Annotated in this window: 16 protein-coding genes; 9 read left to right on the forward strand and 7 right to left on the reverse strand. The window is 55.1% G+C overall.

Features of this window, described 5'->3' with window-relative positions:
• Nucleotides 1–46: 46 nt before the first annotated feature.
• Nucleotides 47–2,119: a YccS/YhfK family putative transporter gene (locus tag AC2FCQ_RS15340; protein ID WP_209639455.1), complete on the forward strand. Its 2,073-nt coding sequence runs from the start codon at nucleotides 47–49 to the stop codon at nucleotides 2,117–2,119.
• Between the two features lie 84 nt (nucleotides 2,120–2,203).
• Here the strand turns inward: AC2FCQ_RS15340 and argD are convergent, their stop codons facing one another.
• The 6 genes from argD to ppiA all read right to left on the reverse strand — a co-directional run bounded on the left by argD (nucleotide 2,204) and on the right by ppiA (nucleotide 9,167).
• The gene (gene argD, locus AC2FCQ_RS15345; RefSeq protein WP_245210065.1) at nucleotides 2,204–3,421 is read right to left on the reverse strand and encodes a bifunctional acetylornithine/succinyldiaminopimelate transaminase; all 1,218 of its coding nucleotides are present in this window, start codon (nucleotides 3,419–3,421) and stop codon (nucleotides 2,204–2,206) included.
• Nucleotides 3,422–3,552: 131 nt separating this feature from the next.
• Complete coding sequence (locus AC2FCQ_RS15350; RefSeq protein WP_209639099.1) at nucleotides 3,553–4,128, reverse strand: aminodeoxychorismate synthase component II; 576 nt, start codon at nucleotides 4,126–4,128, stop codon at nucleotides 3,553–3,555.
• A 105-nt stretch (nucleotides 4,129–4,233) separates the two neighbouring features.
• Nucleotides 4,234–5,760, reverse strand: coding sequence for a helicase HerA-like domain-containing protein (locus AC2FCQ_RS15355; protein WP_209639101.1), 1,527 nt, complete (start codon nucleotides 5,758–5,760; stop codon nucleotides 4,234–4,236).
• A gap of 142 nt (nucleotides 5,761–5,902) precedes the next feature.
• On the reverse strand, nucleotides 5,903–6,628 hold the full coding sequence (btsR, locus tag AC2FCQ_RS15360; RefSeq protein WP_209639103.1) for a two-component system response regulator BtsR: 726 nt from the start codon (nucleotides 6,626–6,628) through the stop codon (nucleotides 5,903–5,905).
• Nucleotides 6,628–8,313: a sensor histidine kinase gene (locus AC2FCQ_RS15365; RefSeq protein WP_209639105.1), complete on the reverse strand. Its 1,686-nt coding sequence runs from the start codon at nucleotides 8,311–8,313 to the stop codon at nucleotides 6,628–6,630. Before AC2FCQ_RS15365 ends, btsR begins: the two co-directional genes overlap by 1 nt.
• 284 nt (nucleotides 8,314–8,597) lie before the next feature.
• On the reverse strand, nucleotides 8,598–9,167 hold the full coding sequence (ppiA, locus tag AC2FCQ_RS15370) for a peptidylprolyl isomerase A (RefSeq protein WP_037424983.1): 570 nt from the start codon (nucleotides 9,165–9,167) through the stop codon (nucleotides 8,598–8,600).
• A 356-nt stretch (nucleotides 9,168–9,523) separates the two neighbouring features.
• Here ppiA and AC2FCQ_RS15375 point away from each other — a divergent pair, with 356 nt between their 5' ends.
• The 4 genes from AC2FCQ_RS15375 (at nucleotide 9,524) to tsgA (ending at nucleotide 13,795) form a co-directional block, all read left to right on the forward strand.
• Nucleotides 9,524–9,868 carry a PTS lactose/cellobiose transporter subunit IIA gene (locus AC2FCQ_RS15375; RefSeq protein WP_209639460.1) on the forward strand — a complete coding sequence of 115 codons (345 nt, stop codon included), beginning with the start codon at nucleotides 9,524–9,526 and terminating at the stop codon, nucleotides 9,866–9,868.
• Nucleotides 9,865–11,172, forward strand: a complete 1,308-nt coding sequence (locus AC2FCQ_RS15380; RefSeq protein WP_209639107.1) for a 6-phospho-beta-glucosidase — start codon at nucleotides 9,865–9,867, stop codon at nucleotides 11,170–11,172. Before AC2FCQ_RS15375 ends, AC2FCQ_RS15380 begins: the two co-directional genes overlap by 4 nt.
• A gap of 97 nt (nucleotides 11,173–11,269) precedes the next feature.
• Nucleotides 11,270–12,250: a LacI family DNA-binding transcriptional regulator gene (locus AC2FCQ_RS15385; RefSeq protein WP_209639462.1), complete on the forward strand. Its 981-nt coding sequence runs from the start codon at nucleotides 11,270–11,272 to the stop codon at nucleotides 12,248–12,250.
• A gap of 360 nt (nucleotides 12,251–12,610) precedes the next feature.
• Nucleotides 12,611–13,795: an MFS transporter TsgA gene (gene tsgA / locus AC2FCQ_RS15390; protein ID WP_209639110.1), complete on the forward strand. Its 1,185-nt coding sequence runs from the start codon at nucleotides 12,611–12,613 to the stop codon at nucleotides 13,793–13,795.
• A gap of 61 nt (nucleotides 13,796–13,856) precedes the next feature.
• On the opposite strand, the gene AC2FCQ_RS15395 is transcribed toward tsgA, so the two are convergent.
• Nucleotides 13,857–15,140: a cytosine deaminase gene (locus AC2FCQ_RS15395; RefSeq protein WP_209639112.1), complete on the reverse strand. Its 1,284-nt coding sequence runs from the start codon at nucleotides 15,138–15,140 to the stop codon at nucleotides 13,857–13,859.
• 288 nt (nucleotides 15,141–15,428) lie between these two features.
• Here AC2FCQ_RS15395 and nirB point away from each other — a divergent pair, with 288 nt between their 5' ends.
• Genes nirB through cysG form a run of 4 tightly spaced genes read left to right on the forward strand, consistent with a single transcriptional unit; the run spans nucleotide 15,429 to nucleotide 20,586 of the window.
• On the forward strand, nucleotides 15,429–17,978 hold the full coding sequence (gene nirB / locus AC2FCQ_RS15400) for a nitrite reductase large subunit NirB (protein ID WP_209639114.1): 2,550 nt from the start codon (nucleotides 15,429–15,431) through the stop codon (nucleotides 17,976–17,978).
• Nucleotides 17,975–18,301 carry a nitrite reductase small subunit NirD gene (gene nirD, locus AC2FCQ_RS15405; protein ID WP_265556026.1) on the forward strand — a complete coding sequence of 109 codons (327 nt, stop codon included), beginning with the start codon at nucleotides 17,975–17,977 and terminating at the stop codon, nucleotides 18,299–18,301. Before nirB ends, nirD begins: the two co-directional genes overlap by 4 nt.
• A gap of 30 nt (nucleotides 18,302–18,331) precedes the next feature.
• Nucleotides 18,332–19,132 carry a nitrite transporter NirC gene (gene nirC, locus AC2FCQ_RS15410; RefSeq protein WP_209639118.1) on the forward strand — a complete coding sequence of 267 codons (801 nt, stop codon included), beginning with the start codon at nucleotides 18,332–18,334 and terminating at the stop codon, nucleotides 19,130–19,132.
• Nucleotides 19,133–19,182: 50 nt separating this feature from the next.
• Entirely contained in the window at nucleotides 19,183–20,586 is a 1,404-nt protein-coding gene (cysG, locus tag AC2FCQ_RS15415; protein WP_490308657.1) for a siroheme synthase CysG, read from the forward strand.
• The last annotated feature ends 20 nt before the right edge of the window (nucleotides 20,587–20,606 follow it).

Here is a 20,606-nt window from a genome sequence, read left to right on the forward strand (position 1 = left end):
AAAACGGCGCGATGATTCGCGCCGTTTTTTTATGCCCCAAGTCATCATGTGGCGCAGACTGATTTACCACCCGGAAGTCAACTATGCACTGCGGCAAACGCTGGTGCTGTGCCTGCCAGTGTTACTCGGCCTGTTGAGCGGCCAACTGCAATACGGCCTATTATTTTCCCTGGTTCCTGCCTGCTGCAATATTGCCGGGCTAGACACCCCTCACAAACGCTTCTTCAAACGTCTGATCGTCGGTGGCTCTCTATTTGCACTCAGCAGCCTGCTATTACAGCAAGCATTGCTTTGGCACTTGCCGTTGCCGGTGTTGATGCTTGGCCTGGCACTGCTTCTCGGCGTCAGCGGTGAAATAAGTCCGTTACATGCCCGCCTGTTGCCCGCCTCGCTGGTTGCCGCCATTTTCTCCCTCAGTATGGCCGGTACAGTTCCGCTTTGGCACGCACCGCTGCTATACGTCGTGGGTACCGCCTGGTACGGGCTGTTTACCTGGTTTTGGTTCACGCTGTGGAAAGAACAACCGATGCGCGAATCGCTCAATCAGCTCTATTTGGAACTGGCGGACTACTTTGAGGCCAAATATTCGCTGCTGACCCAGCATACCGATCCACAGACCGCATTACCGCCACTGTTGATACGCCAGCAAAAAGTGATGGATCTGATCACCCTGCTGTATCAGCAGCTTAACTTTCTACCGCACGCCAGTAACCTCGAACAAAAGCGCCTACAGCGTACTTTTCAGGTCGCACTGGATCTGCAGGAACACATTACCGTCAGTCTACATCTGCCGGAAGAAGTGCAAAAACTGGTGGAGCAAAGCCAGGCCGAAGCCATCATCCGCCGCAATGCACAGGTGATTGCCGGCCGGCTGCGCACGGTGGCACACGATATTCTCTATCACCAGCATTCTCAGCGTTTCAATATGGACAATGAACTGGCGGCGCTAGAGAAAGTGGCAGCGCAGCACCCGGATAACCCCGTTGGGCAGTTCTGTTACTACCATTTCAGCCGTATTGCTCGTCTGTTACGCACCCAACACCCGCTTTACCGACGCGATCTGATGGCCAATCAAAACCGTTTGCCGTTCTGGCCTGCGCTAGTTAGTTATCTGTCATTTAAATCCAACGCCCTGCGCAATGCGGCACGCCTGGGTGTCACACTCGCTGCCGGCAGTAGCCTCGGGATGATTTTCAACTTACCGAAGCCTTACTGGATACTGCTGACCATCATGCTGGTGAGCCAGAATGGCTACAACGCCACCCGGGTACGTATCCAGCACCGTGCGCTTGGCACCCTGGTTGGGCTGGTGCTCGCCGCCGGCCTGCTGCAACTGCAGTTGCCTGAGGCTGAAACGCTGAGCGTAATGCTGGTTATCACCCTGCTGGCCTACTTGGTCTCGCGTAAAAACTACGGGTTGGCAGTGATTGGTTTTACGGTAACGGCGGTCTACACCTTGCAATTACTGGCGCTAAACGGTACCCATTTTTTGGTTCCACGCCTGATCGATACCTTGATCGGTTGTGTGCTGGTGTTCGGCAGCACCATCTGGTTATGGCCACAGTGGCAAAGCGGTTTGCTGCGTAAGAACGCTCACCAAGCGCTGGAGAACGATCAACAGGCATTGCGTTTACTGTTGGAAGAGCAAGAGCCCGATCCCAGTGCGCTGGCCTATGCCCGCATGCAGGTCAATCAGTCACACAATGCGCTTTTCACCTCGCTTAATCAGGCAATGCAGGAGCCGGGGTTTGAATCGAGCTATCTGGCGGATATGCGCCTGTGGGTGACACACAGCCAGTTTATTGTTGAGCATCTTAATGCAATGACCATTCTGGCGCGTGAACACTATATGCTGACGCCAAAGCTGGCGGAGGAGTATCTGCAAACCTGTGAAATCGCGCTGCAAAGCTGTCAGCAGCGCCTGGAATACGACGGGCCGAGCAGCAACGCCATCATGCAGCCGCCGGATCTCCACCCAGAGATGCCGATTACCGAGATGGAACGCCACCTGCGACGCATTTTGTCGCACCTGAGTGTGATGCACACCATTTCGTCACTGGCCTGGCGCCAGCGTCCGCACCACGGCATCTGGCTGAAGCGTAAATTACGCGATCAATAAGGGCGCCGTAGGGCGCCCTTAGGTTGATGACATAGTGCTCTGTTGTTTAGTGGGAGGGGCGCGCCCCGTAATCCATGCGACGCATTAAGCGTTAATCACATCCTGCACGGCCAACTCAAACAGTGCCATACCCTCGTCAATATCCTGAATCTCTACCACCAGCGAAGGAGCAAAGCGGATCACATTTGGCCCGGCGTTAAGAATCATCAGCCCACGTGCAGCGGCAGCGGTCAGGAAGTCACGCGCTTTACCCTGATATTGCGGTGTCAGCTCAGCACCAATCAGCAGGCCCATGCCACGAATGTCGCTGAAGATACCGTACTTCTCGCCCACCTTCTTTAACGCCTGCACGTACAAACCATGGCGCAGTTCAATGCCGCTCAGCACCTCTGGCGTATTGATCACGTCCAGTGCGGCTTCTGCCACAGCACAGGCTAGCGGGTTGCCACCGTAGGTGGTGCCATGAGTGCCTACCTGCATTACCGACGCAATGTCTTCGGTGGTCAACATGGCGCTGACCGGGAAACCTCCACCGAGAGCTTTGGCTGTGGTAAGAATGTCCGGCGTCACACCATAATGCATGTAAGCGAACAGTTTGCCGCTGCGCCCCATACCGCTTTGTACTTCATCGAATACCAGTAGCGCCTGGTGCTTGTCGCAGAGTTCACGTACGCCTTTGAGGAATTCGGCATTTACCGGGGTAATACCGCCTTCACCCTGAATCGGTTCCATCACTACCGCACAGGTGTGGTCATCCATCACGGCTTTTACCGCGGCCAGATCGTTGAACGGCACGTGCACGATATCCGCAGGCTTCGGCCCAAAGCCGTCAGAATACTTGGCCTGCCCACCCACTGAGACGGTGAAGAGCGTACGACCGTGAAACGCGTTATAAAACGCGATGATTTTGGTTTTGTATGGACTATGCCGGGTAATCGCGTAATGGCGTGCCAGTTTGAAGGCCGCCTCATTGGCTTCCGCACCGGAGTTGGCGAAAAACACCCGATCGGCAAACGTGGCCTGGATCAATTTGGTGGCCAAGCGCAGCGCCGGTTCGTTCGTGAAGACGTTGCTGGTATGCCACAGGGTTTCACCCTGCTCTTTCAGCGCCGCCACCAGCGCCGGGTGGCAATGCCCCAACGCCGTCACCGCGATGCCACCGGAGAAATCGATGTACTCTTTCCCCTGTTGATCCCATACACGGCTGCCTTTACCGCGTACCGGCACGAACTGAGCAGGTGCATAAACAGGCAGGATAACCTGATCAAAGGTACTGCGGCTTACTGCGGATTTTTCGGTCATTATTGGGTCCACCCTAGGGGTTCTTCAGCGTAATCTTGATGATCAAGTGAAAATATAATCACAAAATATGCATAAAAAACCAATAAAGGGCAAACGCAAATCACCTTCCCGGCGAAAAAAAAGCTAACGGTTTAACTTTTAAGGAAATTATCCAGCAGTTGGTGCCCCTGTTCGCTGAGAATGCTCTCAGGATGGAACTGCACCCCTTCCAGCGCCAGCTGGCGGTGGCGAATGCCCATGATCTCATCGTGCACACCGTCGCGCTCACTCCAGGCCGTCACGTCAAAACAGTCCGGCAGCGTCGCGGCTTCAAGCACCAACGAGTGATAACGGGTCACCGTCAGCGGATTGAGCAACCCGTGAAAAACACCAGAATCAAAATGGCGGATCGCCGAGGTTTTGCCGTGCATGACTTCACGCGCCCGCACCACCTTAGCGCCAAAGGCCTGCCCCAGCGCCTGATGGCCCAGACAAACACCGAGGATCGGCAATTTACCGGCAAAATGACGGATGGCATCCAGCGAAATGCCGGCTTCGTTCGGCGTGCAGGGGCCGGGAGAAATCACTAAACGCTGCGGCGCCAGCCTTTCGATGTCGGCCAGTTGCAGCTCATCGTTGCGCTTTACCACCACCTCGGCGCCCAATTCGCAGAAGTACTGGTAAAGGTTATAGGTAAAAGAGTCGTAGTTATCGATCAACAGCAGCATAGTCTTTCCAACGGGCATCATCGTAGGGGGCAAATACCTTGCCCCAATTTACACGGGCGCAGTATACAACGCCCCTACAATACCGCCGCTACCGATAATTTCAGCTTACTTTTTGCGACCGCCCATAATCGAGCCCAGTACACCGCGCAAGATCTGACGGCCCAGATCGCGTGCCATGCTTTTGGCCGCAGTCTGGACAATGCCATCATGCTTGCCGCCGCGCGGGCCGGTAGAACCAAACAAGATTTCATTCAGCCCCCCCATCAAGCCGCCCCCCGCCTGCTGTTGTGCCTGAGGTTGCTGTGCAGACTGGCCTGCTTGCGGGGTGCCGACGGTAGAAAACCCCTGAGCCGACAGCTTTTCATAGGCCGACTCACGGTCAACCATATCTTCGTAACGCCCATACAACGGCGACTTATTGATCGCACTGTTGAGCCCTTCCGCCCCCAACATCCCCATTTTGGATTCCGGCGCGATCACCATCGCCCGCTCCACCACATTAGGACGCCCTTTTTCGTCGAGGAAAGAGACCAACGCCTCGCCAACGCCCAGCTCAGCGATCGCCGTTTCGGCATCAAAGGCCGGGTTGGCACGCATGGTTTGTGCCGCGGCCTTCACGGCTTTCTGATCGCGTGGCGTAAAGGCCCGCAACGCATGCTGCACGCGGTTGCCCAACTGCCCCAGTACGCTGTCCGGGATATCCAGCGGGTTCTGGGTCACAAAGTAAATTCCGACACCTTTGGAGCGGATCAAACGCACAACCTGTTCGATTTTGGTCAGCAAGGCCGCCGGCGCATCGTTGAACAACAGATGCGCTTCATCGAAGAAGAACACCAGCTTTGGCTGTTCTGGATCGCCCACTTCTGGCAGGTGTTCGAATAGCTCGGCCAGGAGCCACAGCAGGAACACCGAATACAGCTTCGGCTGATTAATCAGCTTATCTGCCGCCAGCAGGTTGATAACACCCTGCCCATTGGCGTCAGTTTTCATCAGATCATTGATGTCCAGCATCGGTTCGCCGAAGAACATATTGGCACCCTGTTCTTCCAGCGTCAGCAACCCGCGCTGGATCGCACCTACCGAAGCGGAAGAGATATTGCCGTATTGGGTCTGGAACTGTTTGGCGTTGTCCCCCACATACTGCACCATCGCGCGCAGATCTTTCATATCCAGCAGCAGCAACGCATTATCGTCAGCAATTTTGAATACCAACTGCAGTACACCGCTTTGTACGTCGTTCAGATCCAGCAAGCGGGCCAGCAGTAACGGCCCCAGATCAGACACGGTGGCGCGGATCGGGTGGCCCTTTTCACCGTAGATGTCCCATGGAATGATGGTGCAAGCTTGCGGCTGCCAGTCGGTGACGCCTATTGCCGCCAAACGCGCCTGCAATTTCTCCGAGGGCACGGCTGCGGTGCCAATCCCCGAGAGATCGCCCTTTACGTCCGACAAAAACACCGGCACGCCAATACGTGAAAACTGTTCAGCCATTTTTTGCAGCGTCACGGTTTTACCCGTCCCGGTCGCACCGGTGATCAGACCATGGCGGTTCGCCAACGCGGGCAAAATAACCAAATCTTGTACCGGTTTCCCGTCTTTCATCGCTTTGGCAATAATCCGTGCTTCACTCATTTTCGTTTCCTTGGGCGCTCTGACACGGCGCAAAAAGCGCCTGTTGATGTCAATAAAGCTATAAGCGCGGCGTAACCCCGTCAAGGACAAACAAAAAGGGCGTCATCAAGACGCCCACAAAGCCAATATTTTCAGAATCTACCTAGCCCCGCAGCCCCAATTCTTCCTTCAGGGTTTTCAGGTAGCGGCGGCTGACTGGCACCGGATCCCCTACCGGCATGATCATTTCTGCCGCACCACTGTCATCGAACCGAATTTCACGCACCTGCTCCAGGTTGACCAAATACTGACGATGGCAACGAACCAACGGCGTTCGGAGTTCCAACGTCCGTAGCGTCAGCTCGGTGAAACACTCCATGCCGTCATTACGTACAACAAACACCCCACTCAATCGTGAACGGACAGCCACCACCTCATCAAAACGCAGTAGATAAATACGGCTGTGGCCCGTGCAGGGAATGTATTTCAGGTCACCGACGCTTTCATCCAACACGGCCATATTTTGTTGCCCGCGATGCTGTTGCAAACGCTGCAACGTTTTGCTCAACCGCTTGGGTTCCGCCGGTTTCAACAGGTAATCAAAGGCATGTTCTTCGAAAGCCCGCACCGCATATTCATCATAAGCGGTCAGAAAGACGATATGCGGCATGCGGTTGGGATCGAGCATGCCGACCATCTCCAACCCAGTGATTCGCGGCATCTGTATATCCAGAAAAACAACGTCAGGCTGCAGCCGATGGATGCCACTGATGGCTTCTATTGCGTTAGCACATTCACCAACAATGCTGATCCCCTCTTCTGCTTCCAGTAAATGCCGCAGGTTATCGCGCGCAGAAGGCTCATCATCGACAATCAGTACGTTTAACATCAGGCTGCCCTCGCCAAGGGTACATTGAGCGTAATACGGGTGAATAATTGCGGCTCACAGGCCACCTGCACGCCATAACCATCGCCGTAGCGTACACGAATACGCTTATCCACCAGGTTCATTCCCAACCCGCTGTTATTTGCCTTCGGTTGGAATAGACCTGCATTGTCAGTCACCTGCAGGAGTAAACACCCATCTTCAAGGCGCGCACCGATATCGATTTTCCCTACGCCCAGCAGCTGAGACGTGCCGTGCTTAATGGCATTTTCAACAATAGGTTGCAGTGAAAATGCCGGTAACCGCACCGCCAGCAACTCTTGCGGCAACGACATGGAGATCTCCAGCCGATCGGCAAAGCGCGCCAGTTCGATCTGCAAATAGGCGTTCACATGTTCAAGCTCATCGGCCAGGCTAACCTCGTCATCTGAACGTTTCAGGTTCTTGCGGAAAAAGGTAGAAAGGTACTGCACCAACTCGCAGGCCCGGTTACCGTCGCGGCGGATAACCGCCACCAGCGTATTCAGCGTGTTAAACAGGAAGTGCGGGTTGACCTGCGCATGCAGCAATTTGATTTCCGACTGCGCCAACAACTGTTTATGGCGCTCATACTGCCCGGCCATAATCTGTGCGGATAACAGGCTGGCAATCCCCTCGCCCAACGTCCTATTGATGGTGCTGAACAAACGGCTCTTGGGTTCGTAGAGTTTGATGGTACCAATCACCCGTTGGTTTTCACCACGCAGTGGGATCACCAGCGTTGAGCCCAGTTTGCAAGCGGGGTTGATCGAACAGGAGTAGGAAAGCTCATTGCCATCAGCGTAAACCACTTCGTTGTTGTCGATCGCGCGGTGTGAGTGACATGATGAAATCGGCGTGCCAGGCAGATGATGGTCGTCACCGATGCCCATAAACGCCAGCAGCTTCTCGTGGTCGGTGATCGCCACGGCGCCAATCCCCAGCTCCTGGTAGATAACCCGTGCCACTTTCATGCTATTTTCCTGATCAAACCCCTGCCGCAAGATACCTTCGGTACGCTCCGCTATCTTCAACGCCTTGGCCGAAAACGCCCCGGTGTATTTCTCGAACATCGCTCGTCTATCGAGCAGGATTTGCATAAACATCGCGGCACCCAGGGTATTGGCGATCAGCATTGGCAACGCGATGTGCTCCACCAGCCGCAGCGCTTCGTCAAACGGACGGGCAATCGCCAGAATAATTGCCATTTGCAGCACTTCAGTGACGAGCGCTACCCCCGCGACAAACAGCGGATTAAACAGCAAATCGATGCGACGATGGCGCATCGCGATACTGTGCACGACGCCGCCCACCAACCCTTCAGCCACGGTGGATACCGCGCAGGCAACATCGGTCATGCCGCCCAGGGTGTAGCGATGCAGCCCCCCCGTCAGCCCGACCAGAAAGCCGACCGAAGGTCCGCCCAACAGGCCACCCAGCACGGCGCCGATCGCGCGGGTGTTGGCAATTGAACCTTCTACATGCAGGCCGAAATAGGTACCCATGATGCAGAACACAGAGAAGATGACGTAGCACAATAGCTTGTGCGGCAGGCGAATGGTCACCTGCGTCAGCGGAATGAATAACGGGGTTTTGCTCAGCAAATAAGCAATGACAAGATAGACGCACATTTGCTGTAGCAACAGCAGAACCTGGCTAAATTCAAACATGGCAGCAGCTCATCCCTTAACAAAACAAATGCATCCCCACGTGGTTGACGTTGCAGCAAGGCGACAAGGGCGAAAATCCTCAGGAACTTACGCAGGTAAGTGACTGGGGTGAACGCACGTAGCCAACAATGTTGCAGCTTCAGGCAAGAGGGGTATAACGCCGGGTTTCCGGTCTGATTATGAGCTGGCGATTAAAGCATGTGGCGGGGGAAAAAACAGTGATGCAGGCAAGGCTTCCAGGGGAAAGCAACGCAGCCGGCCCGCTTGGGGCCGGCGCAAAATCATTATGGCAGCACTTTTGCGGACAGAATGACGATAGGCTTACTCGGGACATTCTGGTACGGACCAACGTTACCGGTGGGTGCCTGGGAGATTTTATCCACGACATCCATACCTTTGATCACTTTACCGAACACCGCATAGCCGAAATCACGTTGGCCGTGATCCAGGAAGGCGTTATCCGCCACATTCAGGAAGAACTGGCTGGTAGCGCTGTCTTTGTCGGCAGTACGCGCCATCGAAATGGTGCCGCGCAGGTTACGCAGGCCGTTATCCGCTTCGTTCTTGATTGGCGCCTGGGTTGATTTTTGCTGCATATCCGCAGTAAAGCCACCGCCCTGAACCATAAAGCCCGGGATCACGCGGTGGAAAACGGTGTTGTTGTAATAGCCGCTGTTCACGTAGTCGACGAAGTTCTTGGTGGAAACCGGAGCCTTCTGACTGTCGAGCGCTAGTTCGATATTCCCTGCCGACGTGGTCAGCATGACATGAGTTTCACCGGCGGCGAACGCAGCGGGCGCCATTGCTGTCAGGGAACACAGCGCAACGAAGGTCACTAAAGTACGTTTGAACATTAACGGGTCCTTTCTCTGGGAGACAAACAACGGAAAAGCGCCTTGATTCTAAAGAGCTGCACCTGCGAGTGCCAGCCATTTACCTATATTTACGTAATTGTGGGATATATCTCAGTCACCCCCGAAATTTACTGCCAAAAGTATGATCGCCTTAGACCTTTTTGCCAACCGCATCACGCATTTTTTGCCCTTTTTACCCCTTCGTCACTTTTTGCGACACAACTCCCGGTTTCGTTTCTCATTCTGGTTAATCTAAACAAATGAGAGCGCTCTCATTTTGAGGCGACACTGAAAACAATGACTATCCGCCGGCATGACTGTCGCGCAATAACTGGAGAAATAATGTGAGTGAATTGATGACTGAAACTGAAATCAGCCCCGATTTTGAAAGCACCATCATGGAGCTGCTGGTGTTCTCCGGTGGTGCCCGCAGCAGTGCGCTGATGGCGCTACAGCAAGCGCGTGCCGGCGACTTTACCGCCTCGGCCAAGCATATGGCCGAGTCCAAAGCATCGGTAAAAAAAGCCCATCGTATTCAGACCCAGCTGATCGGTCTGGACGAAGGCTGCGGCAAACTGACTATCAACCTGATCACCGTTCATGCCCAAGATCATTTGATGAATGCCATGGTGATCCAGGATCTGGCGGACGACATGATTGAACTGTACCGCCGTCAGGCCCAGTTGGAGGTTCGCGCATGAACGCGTTGAAAATCGCTGTTATTGGCGGCGGCAGCAGCTATACACCTGAATTGGTCGATGGGTTGATCCAACGTATCGAAGAGCTGCCGGTGACTGAATTGGCACTGGTAGACGTTGAGCCTGGGCGTGAGAAAGTAGAAATCATTGCCGCACTGACCCAACGCATGTTGGCACGCCACGGGTTAGAGCAAGTGAAGGTTAGCGTGCATTTCGAGCTCGATGACGCGATTCGCGGAGCCAGCTTCGTATTGACGCAGTTCCGCGTCGGGCAACTGCCGGCACGCGCCGCCGACGAGCGTTTAGGGCTGAAATATGATCTTATCGGCCAGGAAACCACCGGCGTTGGTGGCTTTGCCAAAGCGCTGCGCACCATTCCAGTCATGCTGGATATTGCACGCAGAGTAGAAAAATTGGCACCCGATGCCTGGATCATCAACTTTACCAACCCTGCCGGCATTGTCACTGAAGCGGTCTCTCGTTATACCAAAGCGAAAATTATCGGCCTGTGCAACGTGCCGATCAGCATGCATCACATGATCGCCAACATGCTGAAGGCACCTTATAGCGAAGTACAGCTGCAGTTCGCCGGCCTCAATCATATGGTGTGGGTACATCAGGTTACGCAAAACGGTCTCGACGTGACCGACCAGGTCATCAACATGCTGTGCGACGGTGCCGCTCTGACGATGAACAACATCAAGGAAGAGCCGTGGCAGCCTGATTTCCTGCGTGCCGTCGGTGCGATCCCATGCCCGTATCACCGCTATTTCTATCAGACCAAAGAGATGCTGGCCGAAGAAATTGCCGCAGCGGCCGAACGCGGCACCCGCGCCGAGCAGGTGATGAAAGTAGAGAAAGAATTGTTTGAACTGTATGCCGATCCACATCTCGACAGCAAACCGGAGCAGCTCAGTTTCCGTGGCGGATCATACTATTCAGAAGTCGCGCTGGAGCTTATCCGTGCGATCCATAATAATCTCGGTACGCAATTAGTCGTCAATACAGCAAACCGTGGCGCTATTCGCGGTTTGCCAGACGACGCTGTGATAGAAACTAACTGTATCGTCGATGCGCAGGGCGCACATCCGCTGACGTTTGGTACCTTGCCAGACGCCATGCACGCGCTAACCCAGCAGGTCAAAGCCTATGAACGTCTGACCATCGACGCTGCCGTACATGGCTGCCGACGTAGCGCTCTGTTGGCGCTGGTTACCAACCCACTGGTAGGCAATGCTAACGTGGCACAACCCCTGCTGGATGAAGTGCTGGCGGTGAATGCGCCTTATCTGCCGCAGTTCAAATAACTGTCTGGCAAGCCAGAGTCGCTGATAGATTGCTATAACGAGTATGTCGGGGTTCGGTTCGCCGGACCCGTTTTTTGCCGTAATCAGGAGTCGGATGATGGTGACACTGGAAGATGTCGCAGCTTTGGCAGGCGTGTCCCGCGCCACCGTGTCACGCGTAGTGAATGGCGATACCAACGTTAAAGGGCAAACCCGCGAGAAGGTTGAGCGCGCGGTGACTCAGCTCGGCTACACCCCCAATCCTGCCGCCCGTGCGCTGGCCTCCAGCCACAGTAATACCTTGGGACTGGTCACCACCTCGTATCGTGGCGGCTTCTTCGGCGCACTGATGGACTGCGTCCAAACCGAAGCCGAATCTCACGGCAAACAACTGCTGGTAACCCAGGGGCGTAACAGTGCGGAAAATGAATGGCAGGCGATTCAGCGGCTGTTCAGCCTGCGCTGTGATGGCGTGATCCTGCACGTACGCTTTCTCAGCGATGACCAACTGCGCCAATTGGCGACAGAGCAACGCCGCTTTGTGCTGCTCGATCGTCTGGTGCCTGGCCTGGAAGACCGCTGCGTCACCTTCGATCATCCACGCGCCAGCCAAATGGCAACACAGCAGTTGATCGATGCTGGTCACCGACATATCGCCTGTATCAGCGGGCCGCGAGACCGCCCTTCCAGCCGATTGCGGCTCGACGGTTTTGAACAAGCGATGCAGTCCGCACATATCAAACCGGTCGCCTGCGTCGAAGGGCTCTACGATCTTGAAAGTGGCTATCGTTGCGCCGACCAGCTGCTGCAAATGGAAACTGTCCCGACCGCAATCTATTGCTGTAACGAAGAGATGGCTATAGGTGCTTTATTGGCGATCAACGAGCACCGTTTGCGGGTACCGCAAGATATCTCATTAATTTGTTATGACAGCGGTGAACGCGCGCCCTTCGTGCGGCCTGCTCTGACCAGCGTACATTTCCCCATTACCGAAATGGCGCAGTACGCTGCACGTCTGTTGATTGACCCGACCACCGCCGGTGCGCACTTCTCGCCAAAAGTCATCAGCCGTGATTCGATCGTGACGGCAAGCAAATAGATCACAAAAATATCTCAGCAGCTTTCATTGATTGCATCAAAAAATCGACAGCCATCACAAAAACTCCCGTTGTCTGTGCTAGGATCCGCTCCCTGGTGGCTTGATCGGGACTTTTTTCTGCTTTTGCCAGGAAAAACCAGCGGCCTTAATCCAGCGTTATACCCTATGAATTTCAAATTGCAGCCAAGTGCCCAGTGCATTTATCCCCTGGTATTGTAGGGGTGTTGCATGCAGCGCCCGTGTTAATCGGGGCGAATTTATTCGCCCCCTACGGTGACTGGGATCAATGGACGCAGGCAACCACGCTGCGGTTTGAAAGGCGACGGGAGTAATCCTAACAGACATAATCAGGCCTATATAATGAATGACAGCAACCGTCTACGGCTTACCTGGATCAGCTATTTTTCTTACGCGCTGACCGGTGCTTTAGTTATCGTCACAGGGATGGTGATGGGAAACATTGCAGAGTACTTTAATCTGCCGGTTTCCAGCATGAGTAATACGTTTACCTTTCTCAACGCCGGTATTTTGATTTCGATCTTCCTTAATGCCTGGCTGATGGAAATTATCCCGCTGAAACGCCAACTGATGTTTGGCTTTATCTTGATGGTATTGGCTGTCGCAGGACTGATGGTGAGCAAAAGCTTAACCATGTTCTCGTTATGCATGTTTATCTTGGGTGTGGTCAGCGGTATCACCATGTCGATAGGCACCTTCTTGATTACCCATATGTACGCGGGCCGTCAACGCGGTTCACGTCTACTGTTCACTGATTCCTTCTTCAGTATGGCGGGGATGATCTTCCCGATTGTCGCCGCAATGCTGCTGGCGCGCCAGATTGGTTGGTACTGGGTATACGCCTGTATCGGCCTGCTGTACGTAGGCATCTTTGTGCTGGCCTTGTTCTCCGAATTCCCGGTACTGGGCAACAAAGGCGCCGACGCGGGTCAGCCGGTAGCGAAAGAAAAATGGGGTATCGGCGTGTTATTCCTGTCGATCGCCGCACTGTGCTACATCCTCGGTCAGCTCGGCTTCATTCAGTGGGTACCGGAATACGCCACCAAGTCCTTCGGGATGGATATCAGCCAGGCAGGTAAACTGGTGAGCGACTTCTGGACGTCGTACATGGTCGGTATGTGGGTGTTCAGCTTTATCCTGCGCTTCTTTGATTTGCAGCGCATCGTCACCATTCTGGCCGCGTTGGCGACTGGCGCAATGTACCTGTTCGTCAGCACCGACAACCCGGAACACCTGGGCTACTACATTATGGCGCTGGGCTTCGTTTCAAGTGCGATCTATACCACGCTGATCACACTGGGCTCGTTGCAGACCAAGGTTTCCTCACCGAAACTGGTTAACTTCATCCTGACCTGCGGCACCATCGGCACCATGCTGACCTTCGTGGTTACCGGCCCGATTGTCGCAAAAGGTGGCGCGCACGCGGCGCTCACTACCGCTAACGGCCTCTACCTGGCGGTATTCGTGATGTGTCTGCTGCTCGGTTTCGTGACCAAGCACCGCAGCCACGGCCACGTAACGCACTAATCTGCTACCCTGATGTGAAAAGGGCGCCTCGGCGCCCTTTTTTATCAGTTCAGTCTGCACCTTAGCGCCGGAAATCCACCTTCTCATCCTGCGTCAGGTACAACGTTGTCTCCGCTGGCTGGGTTTCGGCAATCACCGCCCCTTCACGTATCGAATAGCGCACTGGCGTCTGCCGGCGCACGGCATCAAACCCGCTTTCTGCAGGCAGGATCACCAGATTGGCACTGTTGCCTGCCACCAAGCCGTAATCCGTCAGGTGCAAAGTCCGCGCACTGTGGCTGGTGATCAACTTCAATCCGTCGTCTATCTGGCCATACCCCATCAGTTGGCACACATGCAGCCCCATGTGCAGCACCTGCAGCATGTTGGCGGTACCCAGCGGATACCAGGGATCGAACACGTCGTCATGACCAAAGCAGACATTAATCTCTGCTTCCAGCATCTCCTTCACCCGGGTAATACCACGCCGTTTAGGGTAGCTGTCGAAGCGCCCCTGCAAGTGAATATTCACCAGCGGATTCGCAACAAAGTTGATGCCGGACATTTTCAGCAGGCGGAATAGCCGCGACGTGTAAGCACCATTGTAAGAATGCATCGCCGTGGTGTGGCTAGCCGTCACCTTGGCTCCCATACCCAGCTTCAGCGCCAGGGCGGCGACGGTTTCAACAAAGCGTGACTGCTCATCATCAATCTCGTCACAATGCACGTCCACCAGCCGATCGTACTTTTGCGCCAGGGCAAACGCCTTGTGCAACGACTCCACGCCGTATTCACGGGTGAACTCAAAGTGTGGAATGGCCCCCACCACGTCAGCCCCCAGCCGCAGTGCCTCTTCCAACAGCGCCTCTCCGTTGGGATAAGACATGATGCCCTCCTGCGGAAAAGCGACGATCTGCAAAGTGACCCAGGGCGCGACCTCTTGCTTCACTTCCAGCATCGCTCGCAACGCCGTCAAGGTAGGATCCGAGACGTCAACGTGAGTACGCACATATTGCACGCCATTGGCGATCTGCCACTTCAGCGTCTGCCAGGCCCGTTGCTTAACGTCTTCATGGGTGAGCAGCGCCTTGCGTTCAGCCCAGCGTTCAATGCCTTCGAACAGGGTACCAGACTGGTTCCAGGTCGGCTGTCCGGCTGTTTGGGTCGTATCCAGGTGAATATGCGGTTCAACAAATGCCGGCATCGCCAACCCACCCTGCGCATCCAGCACATCACTTCGCCACTCCGGCCCTTCCGGCTGCGGCACGATATGGGCGATGCGCCCCTGTTCAATGGCCAGTTGCCAAAGACCTTCATGCCCGCTTAATCGCAGGTTATCGATAAACTTTAATGGACTCTTGGCCACCCTTCACCTCTGCTGTTCCAACCTGTTTTCTTCATCATACTGGTAGCGGATCATACTGACAAAGCCGCCTTGGGGTGGCTCCCCCCACCATTACTCCCAAATGAGTAAAATTCGTATCAACTGGCTCGTTTCAGCTAAAGATGAATAAAAACCGCAACTTATCAAATATCGATAAAAATCATCTATATACCACATTAGAGGTATATGGAGGGACGATTGATTTGCATCAATAAATTGCCCGTTGGGAAGAATAAGGTAACCCTAGGAAACCAGAATTTTGAGGCAATAATGAGCAGAGTCAAACTTGCTGTCATCGGGAACGGCATGGTCGGCCACCGATTCATAGAAGATCTGTTGGAAAAAGCAGACAAAGACCAGTTCGACATTACCGTATTTTGTGAAGAACCGCGTATCGCTTACGATCGCGTTCACCTGTCTTCTTATTTCTCTCACCACACTGCCGAAGAGCTTTCGTTAGTGCGTGAAGGCTTTTACGAAAAACAGGGCGTTAAGGTATTGGTTGGCGAGCGCGCCATTACCATCAACCGCAGCGAAAAAGTCATTCACTCCAACACCGGCCGTACGGTGTACTACGACAAGCTGATCATGGCCACCGGTTCTTACCCGTGGATACCGCCGATCAAAGGCGCCGAAAGCCAGGACTGTTTCGTCTACCGCACAATTGAAGATCTGAACGCCATCGAAGCCTGCGCACGCCGCAGCAAACGCGGTGCGGTCGTCGGTGGGGGCCTGCTGGGATTGGAAGCTGCAGGCGCATTGAAAAGCCTGGGTGTAGAAACCCACGTCATTGAGTTCGCGCCGGTACTGATGGCAGAGCAGCTCGACCCGATGGGTGGCGATCAACTTCGTCGCAAGATCGAGCGTATGGGCGTAAAAGTCCATACCGGTAAAAATACCCAGGAAATCATCAACGGCGGGGAACAAGCACGCAAGACCATGCAGTTTGCCGACGGAACCGCGCTGGAAGTCGACTTTATCGTTTTCTCCACCGGCATCCGGGCCCAGGACAAGCTGGCTCACCAGTGCGGCCTGGCGACCGCACGCCGGGGTGGCATCGTGATTAACGACAGCTGCCAGACGTCCGATCCAGACGTTTACGCCATCGGCGAATGTGCGTCATGGCGTGAGCGTACCTTCGGTCTTGTCGCTCCTGGCTATAAAATGGCGCAGGTCGTGGCCGACCATCTCCTGGGCCGTGAAAACACCTTCCTGGGTGCAGACATGAGCGCCAAGCTGAAACTGCTGGGTGTCGACGTCGGCGGCATCGGTGATGCTCACGGTCGTACCGAAGGCTCTCGTAGCTACGTTTATCTGGATGAGAGCAAAGAAGTTTATAAACGCATCGTGGTCAGCGCAGACAACAAAACCCTGCTTGGCGCGGTGCTGGTCGGTGACACCAGCGATTATGGCAATTTGCTCCAATTAGCGCTTAACGCCATCGAGCTGCCAGAAAATCCGGATGGCCTGATCTTGCCAGCGCATGCGGGCAGCAAACCGGCTATCGGCGTCGACTCACTGCCGGAAACGGCCCAAATCTGCTCCTGTTTCGACGTCAGCAAAGGCGACATTATCAAAGCAGTCAGCATGGGCTGCCACACCGTCGCGGCGATCAAGTCCGAAACCAAAGCCGGTACCGGGTGTGGCGGCTGTATTCCACTGATCACACAGGTGCTGAACGCCGAGCTGAGCAAACAGGGCATCGAGGTTAATCACCACCTGTGCGAACACTTCGCCTATTCGCGTCAGGAGCTTTACCACCTGATCCGCGTCGAAGGCATTAAATCCTTCGATGAACTGCTAACCAAGTACGGCAAGGGCTACGGGTGCGAAGTCTGTAAACCGACCGTCGGCTCGCTGTTGGCTTCCTGCTGGAATGAGTACGTGCTCAAACCGCAGCATACGCCGTTGCAGGACACCAACGATAACTTCCTCGGCAATATCCAGAAAGACGGTACCTACTCGGTGATCCCACGTTCCGCCGGTGGCGAAATCACACCGGACGGGCTGATGGCCGTTGGCCAGATCGCCAAGGAATATAATCTGTACACCAAGATGACCGGCTCCCAGCGTATCGGCATGTTCGGCGCGCAGAAAGATGACCTGCCAGCCATCTGGAGCAAACTGATTGCCGCCGGTTTTGAAACCGGACATGCCTACGCCAAGGCATTGCGTATGTCGAAAACCTGCGTCGGCAGTACCTGGTGCCGCTTTGGCGTCGGCGACAGCGTCGGGTTTGGCGTCAAGCTGGAACACCGCTACAAAGGCATTCGCACCCCGCACAAAATGAAGTTTGGCGTTTCTGGCTGCACCCGCGAATGTGCTGAAGCTCAGGGCAAAGACGTCGGCATTATCGCCACCGAGAACGGCTGGAACCTGTATGTGTGCGGCAACGGTGGCATGAAACCACGCCACGCCGACCTGCTGGCGGCGGACCTCGATAGCGAGACGCTGGAGCATTACCTCGATCGCTTCATGATGTTCTATATTCGCACCGCCGATAAGCTGCAGCGTACGTCGGTATGGCTGGAAAGCCTGGAAGGCGGCATCGATTATCTTCGCAAAGTGATCATTGACGACAAGCTGGGCATCAACGCGCAACTGGAAGCCGAGATCGCCCGCCTGCGCGATGCGGTGATCTGCGAATGGAAAGAAACCGTTGAGCACCCGGAATCCCAGGTGCGTTTCTCCCACTTTATCAACAGCAACCTGCGTGATCCGAACATCCAGGTCGTCGCCGAGCGCGAACAGCATCGGCCAGCGCGTCCAGATGAACGTATCCCTGTCACCTTACTGGAAGCTGAGGAGAACAACGCATGAGCCAGTGGATAACCCTTTGCCCCATCACCGATATCCTGCCCGGTACCGGCGTATGTGCCCTGATCGGCGACCAGCAGGTCGCGATATTTCGCCCTTACGATGACGAACAGGTCTTTGCTATTAGCAATATTGACCCCTTTGCCCAGGCCAGCGTGTTATCACGCGGCCTGATCGCCGAGCATCAGGGGGAATTGTGGGTTGCCAGCCCACTCAAAAAACAACATTTCCGCCTGCACGACGGCTACTGCCTGGAAGATGACAGTCGCTCCGTTGCGCATTTCACCAGCCGGGTTCTGGACGGCATGGTGCAGGTCGCGGCCTGATTTTTTTACTTTAACCTCAGGGGAAGCAGCATGTTCACCGATACCATCAACAAATGCGCCGCCAACGCAGCGCGGATCGTCAGGCTGGCGAAACACAGCCCGCTGGGCTTTTGGATCAGCTCGGCGATGGCCGGGGCCTACGTCGGCCTCGGCATCATTCTTATTTTCACACTCGGCAATCTGGTCGACCCGTCCATCCGACCGCTGGTGATGGGGGCCACCTTCGGCATCGCACTGACTCTGGTGATCATCGCCGGTTCCGAGCTGTTCACTGGCCACACCATGTTCCTGACGTTAGGCGTCAAAGCTGGGACCATACGCCAAAGTCAGATGTGGGCAGTTTTGCCACAAACCTGGCTGGGCAATCTGTTGGGCTCAGTGCTGGTCGCGCTGATGTACTACTACGGCGGGGGCAGCCTGCTGCCAGTGGACACCAGCCTGGTGCATACCGCAGCGTTGGCAAAAACCACCGCGCCGGCAGAGGTCTTATTCTTTAAGGGTGTGCTATGTAACTGGCTGGTCTGCCTGGCAATTTGGATGGCGATTCGCGTTGAGGGTGCCGCAAAGTTCATCGCTATTTGGTGGTGTCTGCTGGCCTTCATTGCGTCCGGCTATGAACACTCCGTCGCCAACATGACGCTGTTTGCCCTGTCCTGGTTCGGCCATCACAGCGACGCCTACACCCTGAGCGGAATAGGCCATAATCTGCTGTGGGTGACATTGGGTAATATTGTGTCCGGCTCTGTGCTGATGGGCCTGGGTTACTGGTATGCCACACCGCGTGCCGAACGACCTCAAACCGAAAAAGCGGCAACACGTCAGACCGCGTAACATTTTTGGGGCGCCTTGCGCCCCTCTGCTGATTGCCCCGAGGATTGCCGATGGACTACCTGCCAATTTTCTGCCAACTGCAACACAAAGCCTGCCTGCTGGTCGGTGGCGGTGAGATTGCCGAACGCAAAGCTCGCCTGCTGCTGGACGCCGGTGCAGCACTGACCGTCAATGCCTGCACATTCACCCCACAGTTTCATGAGTGGGCCGCGCAAGGACAGGTTACGCTGTCAGAGGGCGAATTTAGTGCGGCATTGCTGGCAGAGAAATGGCTGGTGATCGCCGCTACCGATCGGGTCGAGGTCAACGCACTCGTGTATCAATGCGCCAACCAACAACGGGTGTTCTGCAACGTGGTGGATGATCCTAAGCGCGCCAGCTTTATCATGCCGTCGATTATCGATCGCTCACCTATTATGGTCGCAGTGTCCTCCGGCGGCAAAGCGCCGGTGCTGGCACGTCTGCTACGTGAAAAGCTGGAAGCGGTTCTGCCCCAACATCTGGGTAAGTTGGCGCAATTGGGCGGTTCATTGCGTCAGCGGGTGAAAAAGCACTTCAGCGACATGGGTTCTCGCCGTCGTTTTTGGGAAAAGCTCTTTGCCCATGATCGCCTCGCACAATCGCTGGCCAATAATGACGCAGCACTGGCGGAACGGCAGATCGAGGCGTTGTTCAACCATCAACCGCAAGATCACGGCGAAGTGGTGTTGGTGGGGGCTGGCCCGGGCGATGCAGGTTTGCTGACGCTGAAAGGCCTGCAGCAAATCCAGCAGGCTGACGTGGTGGTTTATGACCGGCTGGTCTCTGATGATGTTATGACGCTGGTACGCCGCGATGCTGAACGTATTTTCGTTGGCAAGCGTGCGGGCCACCATTGCGTGCCGCAGGAACAAATCAATCAAATCCTGTTGGAGCAAGCACAGCTGGGTAAACGTGTTGTACGGCTGAAAGGCGGTGATCCGTTTATCTTTGGACGCGGTGGTGAAGAACTGGAAACGCTGGCGGCAGCCAATATTCCGTTCTCCGTAGTGCCCGGTATTACTGCCGCCTCCGGCTGTTCAGCCTACAGCGGTATTCCTCTCACTCATCGAGACCATGCGCAAAGCGTACGGTTAGTGACTGGCCACGCCAAGCGCGACGGCGGGCTAGATTGGTCAACACTGGCTGCCGGGCAACAAACGCTGGTGTTTTATATGGGTCTGACTCAGGCGGCAGACATCCAACAGCAACTGATCGAACATGGCATGCCTGCCTCAACCCCAGTTGCGCTGGTTGAGAACGGAACGTCCTGCCGCCAGCGGGTGATCGAAGGGGCATTGAGCCAACTGGGAAGTTTGGCTCAACAGGCTGCCAGCCCAAGTTTAATCATTGTCGGCAGCGTGGTGAGCCTGCGTAGCAAGCTGAATTGGTTCTCCAGCCAAGAACTCGCACCGCCGCTGGCCCAGATGGCCTAGCCCCATACGTAAAAAAAGCG

The organism is Serratia sp. CoH_134_PS_4 (genome assembly GCF_058190535.1).